General features: G+C 67.6%; 14 protein-coding genes and 1 riboswitch. Of the genes, 9 read left to right on the forward strand and 5 right to left on the reverse strand.

Annotation, left to right across the window (positions count from 1 at the left end):
* Window positions 1–11 precede the first annotated feature (11 nt).
* From GEV37_RS13950 to GEV37_RS13970, 5 genes are all read right to left on the reverse strand, one after another.
* Window positions 12–977, reverse strand: a complete 966-nt coding sequence (locus GEV37_RS13950) for a carbohydrate kinase family protein (RefSeq protein ID WP_227390877.1) — start codon at window positions 975–977, stop codon at window positions 12–14.
* Between the two features lie 39 nt (window positions 978–1016).
* The gene (gene glk / locus GEV37_RS13955; RefSeq protein WP_227390878.1) at window positions 1017–1982 is read right to left on the reverse strand and encodes a glucokinase; all 966 of its coding nucleotides are present in this window, start codon (window positions 1980–1982) and stop codon (window positions 1017–1019) included.
* Complete coding sequence (gene edd, locus GEV37_RS13960) at window positions 1982–3871, reverse strand: phosphogluconate dehydratase (protein ID WP_227390879.1); 1890 nt, start codon at window positions 3869–3871, stop codon at window positions 1982–1984. Before edd ends, glk begins: the two co-directional genes overlap by 1 nt.
* Before the next feature lie 161 nt (window positions 3872–4032).
* A complete protein-coding gene (locus GEV37_RS13965; protein WP_227390880.1) occupies window positions 4033–7173 on the reverse strand; it encodes an efflux RND transporter permease subunit in 3141 nt (1046 codons plus the stop codon).
* An 8-nt stretch (window positions 7174–7181) separates the two neighbouring features.
* Window positions 7182–8240 (reverse strand): efflux RND transporter periplasmic adaptor subunit, encoded by a 1059-nt coding sequence (locus GEV37_RS13970; RefSeq protein WP_227390881.1) that lies wholly within the window; start codon window positions 8238–8240, stop codon window positions 7182–7184.
* Window positions 8241–8421: 181 nt separating this feature from the next.
* Here GEV37_RS13970 and GEV37_RS13975 point away from each other — a divergent pair, with 181 nt between their 5' ends.
* The 9 genes from GEV37_RS13975 (at window position 8422) to GEV37_RS14015 (ending at window position 17390) form a co-directional block, all read left to right on the forward strand.
* Window positions 8422–9879 (forward strand): efflux transporter outer membrane subunit, encoded by a 1458-nt coding sequence (locus GEV37_RS13975; protein WP_227390882.1) that lies wholly within the window; start codon window positions 8422–8424, stop codon window positions 9877–9879.
* Window positions 9880–9986: 107 nt separating this feature from the next.
* Window positions 9987–11021: a nicotinate-nucleotide--dimethylbenzimidazole phosphoribosyltransferase gene (cobT, locus tag GEV37_RS13980; RefSeq protein ID WP_227390883.1), complete on the forward strand. Its 1035-nt coding sequence runs from the start codon at window positions 9987–9989 to the stop codon at window positions 11019–11021.
* Window positions 11022–11026: 5 nt separating this feature from the next.
* Window positions 11027–11989 (forward strand): adenosylcobinamide-phosphate synthase CbiB, encoded by a 963-nt coding sequence (gene cbiB, locus GEV37_RS13985; protein WP_227391072.1) that lies wholly within the window; start codon window positions 11027–11029, stop codon window positions 11987–11989.
* A 55-nt stretch (window positions 11990–12044) separates the two neighbouring features.
* On the forward strand, window positions 12045–12590 hold the full coding sequence (locus tag GEV37_RS13990) for a bifunctional adenosylcobinamide kinase/adenosylcobinamide-phosphate guanylyltransferase (RefSeq protein ID WP_227390884.1): 546 nt from the start codon (window positions 12045–12047) through the stop codon (window positions 12588–12590).
* Window positions 12587–13348 (forward strand): adenosylcobinamide-GDP ribazoletransferase, encoded by a 762-nt coding sequence (gene cobS, locus GEV37_RS13995; RefSeq protein ID WP_227390885.1) that lies wholly within the window; start codon window positions 12587–12589, stop codon window positions 13346–13348. Before GEV37_RS13990 ends, cobS begins: the two co-directional genes overlap by 4 nt.
* Window positions 13300–13941: a histidine phosphatase family protein gene (locus tag GEV37_RS14000; protein WP_227390886.1), complete on the forward strand. Its 642-nt coding sequence runs from the start codon at window positions 13300–13302 to the stop codon at window positions 13939–13941. The genes cobS and GEV37_RS14000 overlap by 49 nt, the downstream gene beginning before the upstream one ends.
* Window positions 13893–14330 (forward strand): bifunctional adenosylcobinamide kinase/adenosylcobinamide-phosphate guanylyltransferase, encoded by a 438-nt coding sequence (locus tag GEV37_RS14005; protein WP_227390887.1) that lies wholly within the window; start codon window positions 13893–13895, stop codon window positions 14328–14330. Before GEV37_RS14000 ends, GEV37_RS14005 begins: the two co-directional genes overlap by 49 nt.
* Window positions 14331–14350: 20 nt before the next feature.
* Window positions 14351–14555: riboswitch (cobalamin riboswitch) on the forward strand.
* Between the two features lie 143 nt (window positions 14556–14698).
* Complete coding sequence (locus tag GEV37_RS14010) at window positions 14699–16516, forward strand: TonB-dependent receptor domain-containing protein (protein WP_227390888.1); 1818 nt, start codon at window positions 14699–14701, stop codon at window positions 16514–16516.
* Window positions 16506–17390, forward strand: a complete 885-nt coding sequence (locus GEV37_RS14015; RefSeq protein WP_227390889.1) for a cobalamin-binding protein — start codon at window positions 16506–16508, stop codon at window positions 17388–17390. The genes GEV37_RS14010 and GEV37_RS14015 overlap by 11 nt, the downstream gene beginning before the upstream one ends.
* The last annotated feature ends 27 nt before the right edge of the window (window positions 17391–17417 follow it).

The raw sequence follows: 17417 nt of genomic DNA on the forward strand, positions 1-17417 counted from the left end.
CGTCTATCACGTCAGGCGAGGGCGTCGATGTCCTGGCGGGTGGGCAGGGCGGCGTAAGCACCCGGGCGAGTGACGGCGAAGGCGCCGCAGCGGCAGGCGATATCGACGGCCTCAATCAGCGCCTCGGAGCCATCCAGCGCTTCGAGCGGGCGCTCGTACGCGGCGCAGCGACGGCTGATGGAGGCCAGAAAGCCGCCCATGAAGGCGTCGCCGCCGGCGGTGGTGTCCACGGCGCGCACCCGGGGCGGGGTGATGCCCTGGTCGAGGGTGGCGGTCTTGAGCCTTACCTCGCTGGGCCCGTCGGTCACCAGTATCACCCGCGCGCCGGCCGCCAGGCGCTTTGCCATCCACGCCTGGGGGTTCAGTGGCCCGCGCAGGTAGTCGAGCTCCTCGCGGGAGACCTTGATCATGGTGGCGGTATCCAGCAGCGCCGTCACCCGTTCGATACTCGCCTCGCCTTGCGCCCACAGGTTGTGGCGCAGATTGGCATCCACGCTGATCAAGGCGCCGGCATCGGCGCCACGGCGGGCGATCGCAAGCGTGGTCGCGAAGATGTCGGCTTCGGTGAGGCTGTTGCTGCACAGGTGCAGGATCACCGGGCGCTCGAAAGCATCGACCGGCAAGTGCTCCTCCCGGTAGAGAAGATCCGCCGCTGGAGGACGGTAGAAGTCGAAGGTGCGCTCGCCGGTCGCGTCCCGTGACACGAAGGCGAGCGCGGTGCGCGCCTGGCGGGTGAAAACCACGCCACGAGTATCCACGCCGTGACGGGCAAGCTCCGCCTCGATGAAGCGCCCGAAGCCGTCGTCGCCCAGCATGCCCAGAAAGCGGCTCGGGACGCCGAGGCGCGCGCAGGCCACCGCCACGTTGGCCGGGGCGCCGCCGGCGTAGGGTGTGAAGGTTTCTGTCCCGGCCTGCTCGCCCAGGCGGCTGGACAGCATGTCGACCAGGGCTTCTCCGAAGGCAACGATGGGCAGCATGGGCGCTCCTTGTATTCGCGGGGCGAAAATGTTCTTGGGTCAGACAACTTCTTCGTTGTGCAGCGCTTCTGCCGCGCCCAGAAGGCCCGTCCAGGGGTGGGTGACCACATGAACGGGAATATCGGCGTTATAGGCGCGCATTCGGCCCTTGTCGTTGAAGCTCTCGGCCAGCATGCTTTCAGGCAGCCAGTCCAGAAGCCTTGGAAGGATGCCACCGCAGAGATACACCCCGCCGCGGGCGCCCATCGTCAGGGTCGCGTCGCCACACACGTTGCCGAGTATCTTGAGAAAGCGCATCAGCGCCCGGCGGGCGCGCTCGTCGCCGGCATCGGCGCCGGCGGTGATCTCCGCCGGAGTATGAAAGCTCGGTACTGCAGTGTCGAACTCGCACAGGGCCTGGTAGAGCTCCAGAAGCCCCTGGCCGCACAGCACGCGCTCGACGCTGACCCGCCCATGGCGCGCCTGGAAGAAGGCCAGAAGCGCCTGCTCGATCTCATCGGTGGGGGCGAAGCTTGTGTGCCCGCCTTCGGTGGGCAGCGGAATCCAGGCGTGGCGGCCGGGAAACACTCCGGCCACGCCCAGCCCCGTGCCCGGGCCGATGATCAGCCGCGCCGCGTGCGGCTGGGCGACCCCGGCCTGCACCTCGAAAAGATGCGCCTGATCGACGTGGGGCACGCCGAGCGCCTGGGCGGTGAAATCGTTGATCACCTTGAAGAGCGAAAGGCCCAGGGCCGCCTTCACCTCGCTCTTGCGAAAGTCCCAGGGGTTGTTGGTCATCTTGACCCGCTCGTTGTGCACCGGGCAGGCGAAAGCCAGGCACGCCTCGCGAGGGGCCAACTCGTCGATGGCGCCGACCCGGGTCAGGTACTCCCGGGCGGCCTCGACCGGGCCCGGGTAGTCGGCGCAGGCTAGATTCTGCATGTCATAAGGCGCCGTATCACCGGGAATGACCAGCGCGAAGCGGGCGTTGGTGCCACCGATATCGCCGATCAGCGCCGGTCGCATCAGGCGTCTTCCTGGCGAATCTGGTTGTCCTGCAGGGCGATATCGTCGGCCTCGAAGCCGCCGAACACGCCGGCGCCTTCCTCGCCGCGCATGGCCAGGTGGCGGAACCCGCCGAACAGCTCGCGGCCCATGCCCACGTGGTAGTGATCCAGATCCGCATGGGCGAGGCGGCGCTCGGCCCAGGTGGCCGGGTCGACCTTCGCCTCGAGCACGCCGGTGTTGGCATCGAGCGCCACCACGTCGCCGTCGCGAAGCTTGGCAAGTGGGCCGCCATCGAGCGCCTCGGGGCTGATATGGATCGCCGCCGGCACCTTGCCCGAGGCGCCGGACATGCGCCCATCGGTCACCAGCGCCACCTTGAAACCACGGTCCTGCAGCACGCCGAGATACGGCGTGAGCTTGTGAAGCTCCGGCATGCCGTTGGCCTTGGGCCCTTGGAAGCGCACCACGACGATCACGTCGCGGTCGAGCTCGCCGGCTTCGAACGCACCTTTCATCTGGTTCTGGTCGTCGAAGATGCGCACCGGCGCTTCCAGTACGCGGTGCTCATCACTCACCGCCGAGATCTTGATCACCCCGCGCCCCAGGTTGCCGTTCATCACGGTCAGGCCGCCGGTCGGGGCGAAGGGCGTGGCGACTGGGCGCAGCACCTCTTCATCGAGGCTTTTTTCCGGACCTTCGCGCCACACGAGCTTGCCGTCTTCCAGAAACGGCTCCTGGGTGTAGGCGGTCAGATCAGTGCCGAACACGGTGGGAATGTCGCCGTGCAAGAGCCCCGCGCCGAGCAGCTCGCGGAACAGATAGCTCATGCCGCCAGCAGCCTGGAAGTGGTTGATGTCCGCCTGGCCGTTGGGGTAGACCTTCATCACGCTCGGCGTGACGGTCGAGAGCTCGGTGAAGTCGTCCCAGGTCAGCGTGATGCCGGCAGCGGCGGCCATGGCGATCAGGTGCAGGGTGTGGTTGGTGGAACCGCCGGAGGCGAGAAGCCCGACCACGGCGTTGACGATGGCGCGCTCGTCGATCTGCTTGTAGAACGGGCGGTACTCGCCGCCAGCCTGTGTATTGCGGATCGCCTGCTCGGTGGCGAAGCGCGTCAACGCCTCGCGCATCTCGGTGCCCGGGTTGACGAAGGAGGTGCCCGGCAGGTGCAGGCCCATCACTTCCATCATCAGCTGGTTGGAGTTGGCGGTGCCGTAGAAGGTGCAGGTGCCCGGGCTGTGGTAGGACTCGGACTCCGCCTCGAGAAGCTCTGCGCGGCCCACCTTGCCCTCGGCGAAGAGCTGGCGCACCCGCGCCTTCTCCTTGTTGGGCAAGCCCGACGGCATCGGGCCCGCCGGCACGAACATCGCCGGCAGGTGGCCGAAACGAGCAGCACCGATGAACAGCCCCGGCACGATCTTGTCGCACACGCCCAGGTAAAGCGCGGCGTCGAACATGTTGTGAGAAAGCCCCACGGCGGTCGCCATGGCGATCACGTCGCGGGAGAACAGCGACAGCTCCATGCCCGGCTGGCCTTGGGTCACACCGTCGCACATCGCCGGCACGCCGCCGGCGAACTGGGCGGTGGAGCCCATGGCCCGGGCCGCCTCGCGAATGGTGGTCGGGAAGGTCTCGAAGGGCTGGTGCGCCGAGAGCATGTCGTTGTAGGCCGAAATGATCCCCAGGTTGGCGCTGTTCATCAGCTTCAGCGTGTCCTTCTCCGCCGGGCTGCAGGCGGCAAAGCCGTGGGCGAGGTTGCCGCAGGCGAGCTCGGCGCGATGCACACCGCGCCGGTGCTGATCAGTCATGCGCTGCTCGTAGAGCGCCCGGCGCTCTTTCGAGCGCTCGGCGATGCGCGTGGTCACCTTGGCAACGGTGGCGTTCAAGGGCGTGGCGTTCAAGCTCGACATGGGAACCTCGGCTAGCTGTATCGGTGCGAATATGTGGTTATTTTACATTCCTGGGGGCAAGTTTAGGGGCGACATACGCCGCTTGAAACCTTTTTGTTTTGTTTATTACTCAATCTCGCCGGGCGCGAGCCCGGCGAGCGCCTTCCAGTATGGGCCACGGGCTAGCCGTTCGCCCGGTTATCTTCCTGCTCGTCCACCTCGTCGCGCTTGATGGAAAAGAACAGCGCGTAGAACACCGGCACGGCGATCAGCGTGAGGAGCGAGGCGAAGGCCAGGCCGCCCATGATGGTGATCGCCATGCTGTTGAAGAAGGCGTCCCAGAGCAGCGGAATCATTCCCAGAATGGTGGTCCCGGCGGCCAGGAACACCGGGCGCAGGCGGCTCACGCTTGCCTGGACGAGCGCGGTGAAGCGCGGCGTGCCTTCGTCGATCTGGGCGTCGATCTCGTCGACCAGCACGATGGCGTTCTTCATCAGCATGCCCGAAAGGCTCAGCATGCCCAGAAGCGCGGTGAACGAGAAGGGCAGGCCCGTGAGCAGAAGCCCGATCACCACCCCGCACACCGACATCGGCACCACTAACCAGACGATCAAGGGCTGGCGGAGCTTGCCGAACAGCAGAATCGAGGTCAGCACCATGATCAGAAAGCTCATCGGCAGCTGCTGGCCCAGCGAGGCCTGGGCATCTCCCGAATCCTCGTGCTCGCCGCCCCACTCGAGCCGGTAGCCCGGCGGAAGCTCGATCGCCTCGATCTCGGCGCGGATCTCATCGAAGGCCTGGGCGGCGGTGTAGCCCTCGCCGGGCTCGGCGCCCACGGTCAGGGTGCGCACTCGGTTGCGCCGCTTTATCAGCGCCTCTTCGCTTTGCGTCTCGAAGGCCTCCACCACCTGGCTGATGGGCACGAAGCGCTGCTGCGACTCGCTGTAGATCTGGCGATCGCTCAGGCGCGTCACGTCGTCGCGCTCGGCGTCGGGAGCGCGGGCGGTGATGGGAATCAGGTGCTCGCCTTCGCGATAGGTGCCCGCGCGCACGCCGGAGGAGGCGAAGGCCAGCGTCTGGGCGATATCCTCGCGGGTGACGCCGGCGATGCGCGCGCGCTGCTCGTTGATGACCGGCGCGACGACGAGTTCGCGTTGGCGCCAGTCGAGGCGCTCGTCGATCAGGAAGGGGTTGGCGGCCATGCGCCGCTGGGCCTCGGCGGCGAGCTCGCGCAGCACCGCAGGCGACGGCCCCTGGAAGCGCGCCTCGATGTCGGCGCCATCGCCGGGGCCGAACTGCAGCCGTTGGGTACGCACCTGGGCATTCGGATAGCGCTCGCTGAGTTCCTGGTAGAAGGTGCGGTCGAGCGCCGGAATGGCGTCGAGCTCATCGGTGCGAATGATGAACTGCGCGTAGGCGCTGTTGGGTTGCTCCGGCGAGTAGGTGAGCATGAAGCGCGTCGCGCCCCGGCCGACGAAGCTTGCCACCGACACCACGCCGTCGTGCTCGCGCAGGTACGCATCGATCTCCTCGACATCGCGCAGGGTGGCACGAATGTCCGTACCTTGGGGAAGCTCGTAGTTGACGAAGAAGATCGGCGTGCTCGAATCCGGAAAGAACGACTGCGGCACCAGCGTGAAGGCCCACATGCAGACCCCGGTGATCACCACCAAGGCCGCCACGGTGAGCATGCGGATGCGCAGCGCCCCGAGCAGCAGCTTGCGGTAGATCCGGTAGACGAGCCCGCCGTAGCCATCCTCCTTTTGATCGCCGTCGTCGCGCTCGGCGTTTTCGCTCTCGCGTTGGCTCTCTGGTTCGCTCTCCTGTTCGTCCTCCTCGCCTTTCTTGCGCAGAAGGTAGTAGCCGAACAGCGGCGTGACGGTCAGCGCCAGCAGCCAGCTCAGCATCAAAGAAACCAGGATCACCACAAACAGCGAGAACATGAACTCGCCGGTCACGTCATCGGAAAGCCCGATGCCGGCAAACGCCATGATGCCGATCAGCGTGGCGCCGAACAGTGGCATCTGGGCGCGCTTGGCCGCCGCGCTCGCCGCGCGCTTGGCCTTCTGGCCGTCTCGAATGTTGGTCACCATGCCCTCGGCGACCACGATGGAGTTGTCGACCAGCATGCCCATGGCGATGATCAGCGCGCCAAGCGAAATGCGCTCCATCTCGATGTTGAAAAGCCCCATCACGAACAGCGTGCCGAGCACCGTGAGCAGCAGGGTGCTGCCCACCACCACGCCGATCTTCCAGCCCATGATCAGGCACAGCACGCCGATCACGATGGCTACCGACATCGCCAGGTTGATCAGGAAGTCGTTGATCGCGTCGTTCACCACGTCGTGCTGCTCGTAAAGCGGGTGCAGCTCGACGCCGAGCGGAATGCGGCTTTGAAGCTCGTCCATCCGTGCCTCGACCGCCTCGCCGATCTCGATGATATTGGCAGTGGCGACCCCGGCGATGCCCAGCGTGAAGGCAGATTCGCCGTTGTAGAGCACCGCGTGGTCGGGGATCTCGGTGGGGGCGCGATAGACGGTGGCGATGTCCGCAAGCGCCACCTGCTCGGTGGTGCCGGGGCGGCCGATGCGGATCGACTCCAGCAGCGACGTGCTGTCGATGCTGGCGCGCGCCACGATGCGTACCTGGCGGTCGCCCACCCGCAGGGCCCCGGCGTCCTCCACCGCGTTCTCGGTCTGGATGGTGTTGATCACCTGATCGATGGGGATGCCCAGCGTCGTCAGGCGCTCGTTGGAGATATCGATGTAGATGCTCTCCTCGCGCTCGCCGGCGGAGGTGACCCGCGCCACCCCGGGCACCGCCAGCAGCTCGCGCTGCAGGAAGGTCGAGATGTCGCGGATCTCGCGGGTGGTGAAACCCTCGGCGGTCACCGCGTAGAAGAGCCCGTACACCTCGCCGAAGTCGTCGTTGACCTGGGAGCCAGCCACTCCCTGGGGCAGGTCCGCCTGGGCGTCGTTGACCTTGCGGCGCAGCTCGTCCCAGATCTGGGGCAGCTCGTCGCTGCCGTAGGTATCCGCGATCTCGACCTGGATCTCCGAGCGCCCGGGCAGCGACTTGGAATCCAGCACGTCGATCTGGGGCATTTCCTGGATCGCCCGCTCCAGGCGCTCGGTGACCTCCTCCTCGACCTCCTCGGCGGTGGCGCCGGGGTAGGGCGTATTGACGATGGCGTAGGGAATGGTGAACGAGGGGTCCTCGAGCTTGCCGACGGTGTTGAACCCCCAGAGGCCGCCGAGCAGGCAGATCACCACGATCAGCCAGGTATTGATCGGCTTCTTGATCGAGCGTTTGGCGATATCCATAAAGCCCCCTACAGCGCAGCGTCGAGCGGCTTGACGCGCATGCCGTCACGCAGCCTATGAGCGCCGGCAGCCACCACCTGGGCGCCGGCCTCGATACCGGCGGTGATCATGACGCGATCTTCCAGCGTTTCGCCCACGCTCACCGTGCGCGGGGTGACCACGCCGTCCTCCGGGTCGAACACCCAGACCCGGAAATCGCCCGCCTCGTCGTTGTCCAGGGCGCTGGCCGGCAGGGTGATCAGCGGGGTGTCGACGGTCTCCTCGAGCTCGAGATGGACCGTGGCCGTGGTGCCGGGCAGGGCGATCAGCGCAGCCTCGCTCGCCGGCGCGAACTCGACCTCGTAGGTCTGGGCCACCTCGTCGGGTTCGGTGGCGTGCTCGCGGTACGCAAGCGGTATGCGCTCGCCGGGGAGCGTGGCGATCTCGGCCTCGGCGCGAAAGCGCCGCCCGCCGTCGAGATGCTGCATCAACGCCTGGGGCACGTTGAAGCGGATGCGCAGCTCCGAGATATCCTGGATACGCACCACTTCGGTGTTGGGCGGCACCGTGGTGTAGTTCTCCACCAGGCGTCTTGCGATTAGTGCGTCGAAGGGGGCGACGAGGGTGGTGTAGGCGAGCTCCTGGCGGGCGCTGTCGAGCTGGGTGTCAGCGCGGTTGAACTCCGCCACGGCGGCGTCCAGCGCGGCCTGGGACGCCGCGCCCTGGGCGCGCAGGGTGCGCTGGCGATCCAGGTTGCGCCGCGCCTGCTCGTGATCCGCCTCGGCGGCGCGCACCTGGAGCCGGTAGTCGGTCTGGTCGAGCCGGGCGATCAGCTCGCCTTCGCCGATGACAGCACCCTGGATCGCGGGAAACTCGTCGATGCGCCCACCGACCTGAAAGGCGTAGTCGACGGTGCTGCGCGCCTCCACCCGGCCGACGAAGCGGCGCCCGGGGTAGACCGACGGCTGGGTCGCCTCGACCAGCTTGACCACCTGGGCGGGCGGGTCCTGGGGTTCTTCGTCATCCCCGCAGCCAGCGAGCACCAGCGGCACCATCCAGGCGAATATCCATGCGAAAACCGGCCTCATCCAAGCCTCCCTGCTTGTGAATCGACACTGTTTAGTAAAGCGTGTCGTTATAGAAGCTACCTACTATAGTAGGTAGCCGGGAGTGTGACGAACAGTCGTTTAAAATCGCCCGGGGCCGCCTCGCAACCGCCGCGCGCCGAGGCCTCGCCCGGGAAGACAAACGGGCAGACAAGGAGCATCGATGTACAAGGGACGTAACCCACGCCGCCTTCTCGGCCTGGCCTGCGCGGTTTTTCTGAGCGGCTGCGCCGTGGGGCCGGATTACCAGCGCCCGGCGCTCGCGCTGCCGGATACCTTGCCCGCTCAGGTCACGCTCAGCGGCGCCGAGCGTCAGGCGTGGCGTCACTGGTGGCGCCAGTTCCAGGATCCGCATCTCGATGCCCTGGTCGAGCGCGCCACCGACGACAACCTGGAGCTCGCCGTGCAGCTCGGTCGCATTCGCCAGGCGCGTGCTCAGCTCGGTTTTGCCGACGCCGAACGCTACCCGAGCATTGGCTACCAGCTCGAGGCCAACCGTGAGCGCACCCCGGGCGCGTCGATTCCCATCGATATCGACCCGGTGCAGGACCTGATCACCTCGACCAACGATCAGTTCTCGCTGGCGGGCAGTCTCGAGTACGAGTTGGACCTGTGGGGGCGGCTCGCTCGCCAGCGCGAGGCGGCGCTGGCCACCTTCAACGAAAGCGTGTTCGCCCGGGACGCCGCCGAGATCGGCGTGATCGCCGACGTGGTCACCACCTATTTCGATCTCAAGAGCGCCGAGGCCCAGCAGCGCATCCTCGAGCAGACCGAAACCACCTACCAGGAAACCTTCCGCCTGCAGAAGCTGCGTTTCGACGTCGGCGACATCAGCGAGCTCGCCTTTCGCCAGGCCGAAGCCGAGTGGGCCGGGGTGAAAAGCGAGCTGCCCCAGGTCACCCGCCAGGTGGAAACCCTCAAGGGAGCGCTGGCAATATTGGTCGGCATGACCCCGCGCGAGCTGATGACGACCCTCGACTACGGCGATACCGCCCTCACCGAGATCGCCGAGCCCCAGCGCCTGCCGGGCCTTCTACCCTCGGAGCTCTTGCAGCGCCGCCCGGACATTCGCGCCGCCGAGGCGACGCTGATCGCCGCCAACGCCCAGGTGGGCGTGGCCGAGGCAGCGCGGCTGCCGTCGCTCAACTTGAACGCCTCGATCGCCAGTGTCGCCGCAAACTCGAGCGACCTGTTCACCGACAACGCCCGCGCCTGGGGGCTGGGCGCCTCGATCGTCGGCCCGCTGCTGGACTTCGGCCGCACCCGCGCCAACGTCGAAAGCGCCCAGGCCCAGGTGGAGCAGGCCGAGGCCCAGTACCGGCTGACGGTGCTCACCGCCTTCAACGAAGTGCGCGATGCGCTCAACAACTACACCCTGAGCGAACAGCGCATCGAGGCCGTGGAAGCGCAGCTCGCGGCGATCGAGCGGGCGCGCGACCTGGCCGTGCTGACCTACGACCAGGGCCAGAGCAGCATGCTCGAGCGCCTGGACGCCGAGCGCTCGCTGCTCTCCGCCCGCCTCGACCGAGCCGCGGTTCAAAACGAGCGGCTGACGGCGCTGGCGACTTTGTTCAAGGCGCTGGGTGGCGGCTGGGAGGAGCGCGCCGTGGCGGCGCGCTAGCGGCCGCAAGGCGGTGAAATCGCGCAGCCGAGAGCCAAGCCGGTAAAGCTCTGTTACTATCCAGAGCTACTTAACCGCTTGTTTTCCCGCTGTCCGCCGGAGCCGCCATGCACGACGTCATCGCTCGCATCGAACCCGTCGATTTCCGGATGGGTCAGCGGGCGCAAGCCTACCTCGATACCCTCACCAAACCCCCGGGCAGCCTTGGCCGCCTCGAGGCGCTGGCCGTCTCGCTGTGCCAGATCGGCGATACCCTGGCGCCCCGGGTCGACCCGCCTGGCGTGATCGTCTTCGCCGCAGACCACGGCGTGGCCGAGGAGGGCGTCTCCGCCTTTCCCCAGGAAGTGACCGCGCAGATGGTGGCCAACTTCGCCCGCGGCGGCGCAGCGATCAACGCCTTCGCCCGCCAGGTGGGCGCGCGCATGGAAGTGGTCGACGTGGGCGTGGCAGGCGTGGTTCGCGTCCCCGGGGTGATCGATGCCAAGGTGCGCGCCGGCACACGCAACTTCCTGCACGAAGACGCCATGACCGAGGCCGAAGCGCTCCAGGCGATGCGCGCCGGCGCCCTGGCCGTCGAGCGCGCGCGGGCCGCAGGTTGCCACAGCGTGATCCTCGGTGAGATGGGTATCGCCAACACCACCGCCAGCAGCGCCGTGCTGGCGGCGCTGCTGAATCATCCGGTGGCGGCGCTGGTCGGTGCGGGCACCGGCATTGCCCGGGAGCGGCTGGCCCACAAGATCGCGGTGATCGAACGGGCGCTCGCGGCGCGCGGCTGCGGGCGCGAGCCCGCGCGGGTGCTGGCGGCGCTGGGCGGGCTGGAGCTTGCCGCCATGGTCGGCGGCTTTCTGGCGGCGGCGGCTCATCGGCTGCCTGCCGTGGTCGATGGCTTCATCGCGAGCGTTGCGGCGCTGGTCGCCGTGCGGCTATGCCCGGCGGCGCGAGCGTACCTGGTGTTCGGCCACCGCTCGGCGGAGCCCGGCCACGCGCACGCCCTCGAGGCGCTGGAGGCGATACCACTGCTGGCGCTCGACATGCGCCTGGGCGAGGGCAGCGGGGCGGCGCTGGCGTTTCCGCTGCTGAGGGCCGCCTGCGCGATGCTGCGCGACATGGCCACCTTCGACGCCGCCGGGGTCGCGCGCTAGTGCCAGTGGGGCTCGTGCTCGGCGCGGTCGCGATCGACCTGATGATCGGCGACCCGCGCCGGCTGCCGCACCCGGTGGTGGGCATGGGCAGAGGGATCACCTTTCTAGAAGCGCGGCTCAATCGAGGCACGGCTCTTGCCCGGCGGCTGACCGGCGCGCTTACCACCCTCCTGGTGGTTGGCGGAGTGTTCGGGATTGCGACACTGACGCTCTGGCTGCTGGCCATGATCCACCCCTGGCTTCGTCTGGTCGCGGAGCTCTGGCTGCTCTCGACCACTCTGGCGATCAAGGGCCTGGCCGAGGCCGGGCGGGCGGTGGCGGCGCCGCTGGCGCGGGGTGATCTCGAGACTGCCCGCGCCGCGCTTGCGATGATCGTCGGGCGCGACACCCAGCACCTCGATGAAGGCGAGATCACTCGCGGCGCGGTCGAGACCGTCGCCGAGAACAGCGTCGACGGCATCACCTCGCCGCTTTTCTACGCCTTGATCGGCGGCGCGCCGCTGGCGCTGGCCTACAAGGCGGTGAATACCCTGGACTCCATGGTCGGCTACAGGAACGCGCGCTTTGCGGATTTCGGCTTCGCCTCGGCGAAGCTCGACGATCTCGCCAACTGGCTCCCGGCGCGGCTGACCGCCGTTTGCCTCTGGGCGGCGGGGGCGCTGGTCAACGCTTTCACCCCGGCGCGGCTGGCAGTGGCCGGCGCCTTCACCCACACCCGGCGCGAGGCGCCGCGCCACCCGAGCCCCAACGCCGGCTGGCCGGAGGCGATCGTCGCCTGGCTGCTGCAGGTGCGCCTGGGCGGGTGCAACACCTACCAGGGCGTGGCGTCGCTGCGCGCCACCCTCGGCCCCGGTCGGGTGGCGTTGGAGGCGGCCCATATCGAGGCTACCCTCTTGCTGGTGCATCTCGCCTGGGGGCTTTTTCTGACCATGATGCTCGCGCTGGGCGCGGCGGGAGGGGCGCTGTGAATGCTGCAAAAAAGTGCGGTGCGCACCGAGGCGCGACTGAGCACAAGGTGCATCCATGATCGTCTTCGTCGGCGGCGGCGCGCGCTCGGGCAAGTCGCGCCTGGCGGAGTCGCTCACCCTCGAGGCCGCGCCCGGGCGCTGCTACTACATGGCCACGGCGAGCCACAGCGACGACGAGATGAGAGAGCGCATCGAGCGCCACCAGGCTCGCCGCGACGAGCGCTGGGTCACCCTCGAGGCGCCGCTGGACTTCGAGGAGGCGCTGGCGACGATTCCTCGCAACAAGGCCGTGCTGCTGGACTGCCTGACGCTCTGGGCGAGCCAGCTTCTGTTCGCCGCCGAGCTTTCGGAAGACGAGGGCGTGGCGCGGCTCGAAAAGCTTTTGCGTGAGGCGCGCCGGCGTGGCCTAAGCCTGGTCGTCGTCTCCAACGACCTCAACGAGGCGCTGCTGCCGGACGACCCGGTGGTCTGGCGGTTCGTCGCGTTCCTGCAGCGCCTGCACCGGGTGCTCGCCCGCGAGGCGGATTCGGTGATCGAAGTGGTGGCTGGCCACGGCATCGAGTGGAAACCACGCGGCGCGTCCAAACAGGAGGCCCCGTGAAGAGTGCGCTATACGGCCTCGTGCTGGCCTTCCAGTTTCTGACCCGCCTGCCACTCCCCCTTGAATGCCCGTGGAACGCGGCGACCCGGCGCTGGGCGCTCAGAGCCTACCCGCTGGTCGGGCTTGGTATCGGCGCGCTGCTGGCGCTCGCTGCCTGGGGGCTCGGACAGCTGGCGCTGCCGACGCCGCTGGTGGCCCTTGCGCTCTTGAGCCTGTGGGTCGCGCTGTCTGGCGGGCTGCACCTGGACGGCGTGATGGACCTGGCCGATGCCTTGGGCAGCAATCAGCCCCTCGAGCGGCGCCTCGAGATCATGAAGGACCCCCAGGTGGGCAGCTTCGGCCTCTTGGCGCTGGTCTTTCTGCTGGCCTGGAAGGGAGCGCTGCTATGGGCCTTCGTGGAGTATCACGTTCCACTTGTGTGGCTTTTCGCGCTGCCCGCCATCGCCCGCTGCATGGGCGGGGCGTTTTTGGTGCTCGGCCCCTGCCTGCGCCCGGCGGGGATGGCCTACAGCGCGCGGCGCTCGGTCGGTAACCGTGATGTGGCGCTGTCGCTTGTGCCGGTTCTCGCGGCGGCGCTGTTCACACCCGCTCTGGCGCTGTGGCTACTGGTCGCGGCGCTGTTCACCGCGCTCTACCGAGTCGCCGTGCTGCGCGCCTTTAAGGGCATCAACGGCGACATGGTGGGCGCCTTGATAGAAGGAGGAGAACTTTGGCTACTGCTCACGATGTGGAGCTTCTGGTGGTTCGCCACGGCATAACGTCCTGGAACCTGGAACGGCGCTACCAGGGCCAGCGCGACATCGAGCTGCTGTTCCCCGAGGCCGAGCCCGGGCTCGTCGCGCTGAAGGCGGCGCTCGAAGGTGAACGCGTCGATGCGATCTACGTAAGCGACCTCACCCGCTGCCGCCAGACCCTCGAATGGGTCAAGCCCCCGGGGGCTGCGCGCGTCTATATCGAACCCCGGCTCAGAGAGCTCGATTTCGGCGAGTTCGAAGGCAAGGTCTACGACGAACTCAAGGCGTTAGCGCACTACAGGGCCTGGATTGATAGCGCCGGAGAGCTTAAAATCCCCGGCGGAGAATCGGCGGGGGAGCTGCGCGCACGCCTGAACGCCTGGCTCGCGGAGGTAGCCATCAATGCCCGCGAGCAGAGGCATGAAAAGGTGCTGGTCGTGACCCACGGCGGCGTGATACGCGAGCTGCGCCGAAGATTCGAAGACGCCCCCTTCTGGGAGGCCACGGTGGCCCAGGCCACCGGCCGACGGTGGGCGCTGACCTATTGCACTGAAAGAGGAGAGTGGCAATGCAACTTTTCATCGGCGGTGCCCGCGCCGGCAAGAAAGACGCTGTGAAAGCGCGTTTCCAGCACGCCGCCTGGTGGACTCTTGCCCCGGGGCAGCGTCTGGCCGACTGCCACTCCATCCTTATGCCCGATACGCCCTTGGTCATCAACGGCGTGCTCAACTGGATGGCCCGCCACGGCGCCCGCGAGACGGACGATACCCGCCTGCGCGCCCAGTGGCGCGAGGACATCGACAGCCTCTGCCAGGCTGCCAGGGCGTGCAACGCCACCCTGGTGCTGATCATGAACGAGGTGGGCCGGGGGCTCGTGCCCATGGCCCGGGAAGACCGCCGCCTGCGCGATCTCAACGGCTGGTTCAGCCAGGACGCCGCCAAGCGCGCCGAGCGGGTCTGGTACGTGCGTCATGGCCTGGCCCGCACCCTCGCCGAGTGCGATTGACCTGACAACACCAACTTGCTAGTTTACGCCCACTCCTAGGTGCTGGCGCAACGCCGCCAGTTAAACGGGAAGCTGGTGTGCATTCCAGCGCTGCCCCCGCAACGGTAATCGAGTCAAGAACGGCCATCATGCCACTGTGTCGCCAGGACATGGGAAGGCCGCCGTTTGGAAAAGCTTGCCTTTTCGCTCGTCAGCCCGGAGACCGGCCCAGGAAGAACGGTTTTCAAACCATACCTGCCGGTACGCGGAGGGCGTCCCGAGGGCCGATAGGCGCTCTCTTCGCGGGCGCCGTTCCCCCTTGTTGCCCCTTTCTCGCCCGGACCTGAAAATAAGGCTGTGCGGGTGAGCACGGCCAGCAAGGGAATCCCATGTCATACGCACGTCCGTTACCTGCCCGGCTTGCCACGTTTGCGCTGGCCGCTCTTCCATTGGCGGTTCATGCTCAGGCGAACCTCTCAGCCTCTACCCAGCCGGATAGCGCCACGCTAGACCCGGTCGTGGTCACCGCCACGCTCGCCCCGCGCACCGCCAACCAGAGCCTTGCCTCGGTCACCGTGATCGACGAGGCCGCCTTTCGCCGCCAGGACCCGACGAGCGTCACCGATCTTCTGCGCGGCCAGCCCGGCGTCGACGTTTCCAGCAACGGCAGCTTCGGCAAGAACGCAAGCGTCTATCTTCGCGGCACGGGAAGCGCTCAAAACGTGCTGTTGATCGATGGCATTCGCCTGCGCTCTGCCACCAGCGGCGGGGCGGCCTGGGGAAGTCTCGACCCGCGCCTGTTCGAGCGCGCCGAGATCGTGCGCGGACCAAAAGGCAGCCTCTACGGGGCGGACGCCATCGGCGGCGTGGTGCAGCTCTTCACCCACGAGCCCGACGAGGCGAATGGCCCGCAGCCAAGGCTTTCGTTCGGCGGCGGCGCCTTCAACACCGCGCGGGCAAGCGCGAGCCTGAGCGGCGTCGAGGGCGGCACCCGCTACAGCTTCGCCGCGAGCCATTTCAACACCGACGGCCAACCGGTGCGTCGCGGTGGCGATGACAAGGGGTTTGATAACACCACCGCACTCGCCCGGGTGTCCCACACGTTTGACAGCGGCGTCGAGGCCGGCGTGCTGGCACTGCGCGCTCGCGGCAACAACGAGTACGACGGCGGCGAGAACGACTTCGTCCAGCAGGTCGCCGGCGTCTACGTCGATACCCCGGTGGTCGAGGGCTGGCGCTCGCGCTTGACGCTTTCCGAGGCGCGCGACGAAAGCGACAACGTTGACGAGTTCGGCGACTCCACCTTCGACACGACCATCCGCACCGCACGCTGGCAGAACACCTTCGGTATTGGGGTGCACGAGTTCATCGCTGGCGTCGAACAGAGCGAAGACCGTGTCGACAGCAGCATTGCCTATGACGAGACGAGCCGCGACAACACCGCCGCCTTCACCCAGGCGCTGTTCGATTTCGCCCCGTTCACGCTGCAGACCAGCGCCCGCTTCGATCACAACGAAAGCTACGGCGACGAAGTGACCGGAAGTGTAGCACTCGGCTTCGACCTCGACGCCCACCACACCTTGCGGGCAAGCTATGGCACCGCCTTTAACGCGCCGACCTACAACCAGCTCTACTACCCCGGCTTCGGCAACCCGGATCTCGAGTCGGAAACTTCCGAGACCGTGGAGGTCGGCGCCCGTGGGCAGTACGCGCGTTTTTTCTGGGACGCCGCGCTCTACCAGACCGACATCGACAACCTGATCGCGGGCCAGGGCGCGCAGTTCAACGTGCCCACCTCGCGCGTTCGCGGCGCCGAGCTCTCCGGTGGCGTGGAGCAGGGCGGCTGGACGGTCGCCGCCGCGCTCACCTACACCGACCCGGAAAACCGCGCTACCGGCAACCGGCTTACCAACCGGGCTACCCAGAGCCTGCGCATGGACGTTGATCGCGAGCTTGGCGACTACGCCGTCGGCGGCTCCTGGATCGCCCAGAACCACCGCTACCGTGATGCGGCCAACGAGGATCGCCTGGCCGGCTACGGGCTGGTCAACCTGCGCGCCGGCTGGCAGTTCGCGCCGCTCTGGAGCGCGCGGGTCACGCTCGAGAACGCGCTGGATCAGGACTACGTCACCACGCGCTCCTTCGATGGCGCCGACTACATCAACGCCGGCCGCGCGGCGTTTCTGAGCGTCAACTTTGGTCAGTAGGGCGCTTGCCGGCCTCGCGCTGGCGCTCGTCACGACGGGCGCCAGCGCCGAGGTGTGTGCGGTGGACGATCTTGGCCGCGACGTATGCCTGGAGGCGCCTGCCCAGCGCATCGCCGCGCTGTCACCCGGCGCCACCGAGCTCGTCTTCGCCGCCGGTGCCGGCGAGAAGGTCGTCGCCGTGGTGTCGTTCAGCGACTACCCCCCAAAAGCCCGGGAGATCACCTCCGTCGGCAGCCATACCCGGCTCGATCTCGAGGCGCTGGTGGCACTGGCGCCGGATCTCGCCATTGGCTGGGTGACCGGCAACCCCGCCGAGCAGCTCGAAACGCTGGAAGCGCTCGACATGGCGGTGTTCTATATCGAGCCGCGCAGCGTCGAGGGCGTGGCCAGCGCCATCGAGCGGTTGGCGGAACTTGCCGGCACCGACGCCGAAGGCCGGCGTGTGGCCGACGATTTCACAAACGCCATGGACGAGCTGTCAGCCCGGTACGCGGGCAGGGCGCCGGTGGATACCTTCTACCAGGTTTGGGATTCCCCGCTGATGAGCGTCAACGATGCGCACCTGATCGGCCAGGTGATCAGTCTGTGCGGCGGGCGCAACGTGTTCGGCGGACTCGACCGGCTGGTGCCGCGCCTGGACGATGAAGCGGTGCTCGCCGCCGACCCGGCGGTGATCGTCGCCGGCGGCATGGGCGAGGAGAACCGCCACTGGCTCGATCACTGGGCGCAGTACCCGCATCTGCGTGCGGTGAAGAACGACCAGCTCCACTTCGTACCGCCTTCGCTCATTCAGCGGCCCACGCCCCGGCTGGCCGAGGGTGCGCGGCTTCTTTGCGAGCACATCGAGCGCGCCCGCGCTGCGGGTACGCCGTGAGGCCGCCCTCGAATGACCGTCGTCCTG

Origin of the sequence: Vreelandella malpeensis (genome assembly GCF_020622355.1) — a bacterium.
Classification (GTDB): domain Bacteria; phylum Pseudomonadota; class Gammaproteobacteria; order Pseudomonadales; family Halomonadaceae; genus Vreelandella; species Vreelandella malpeensis.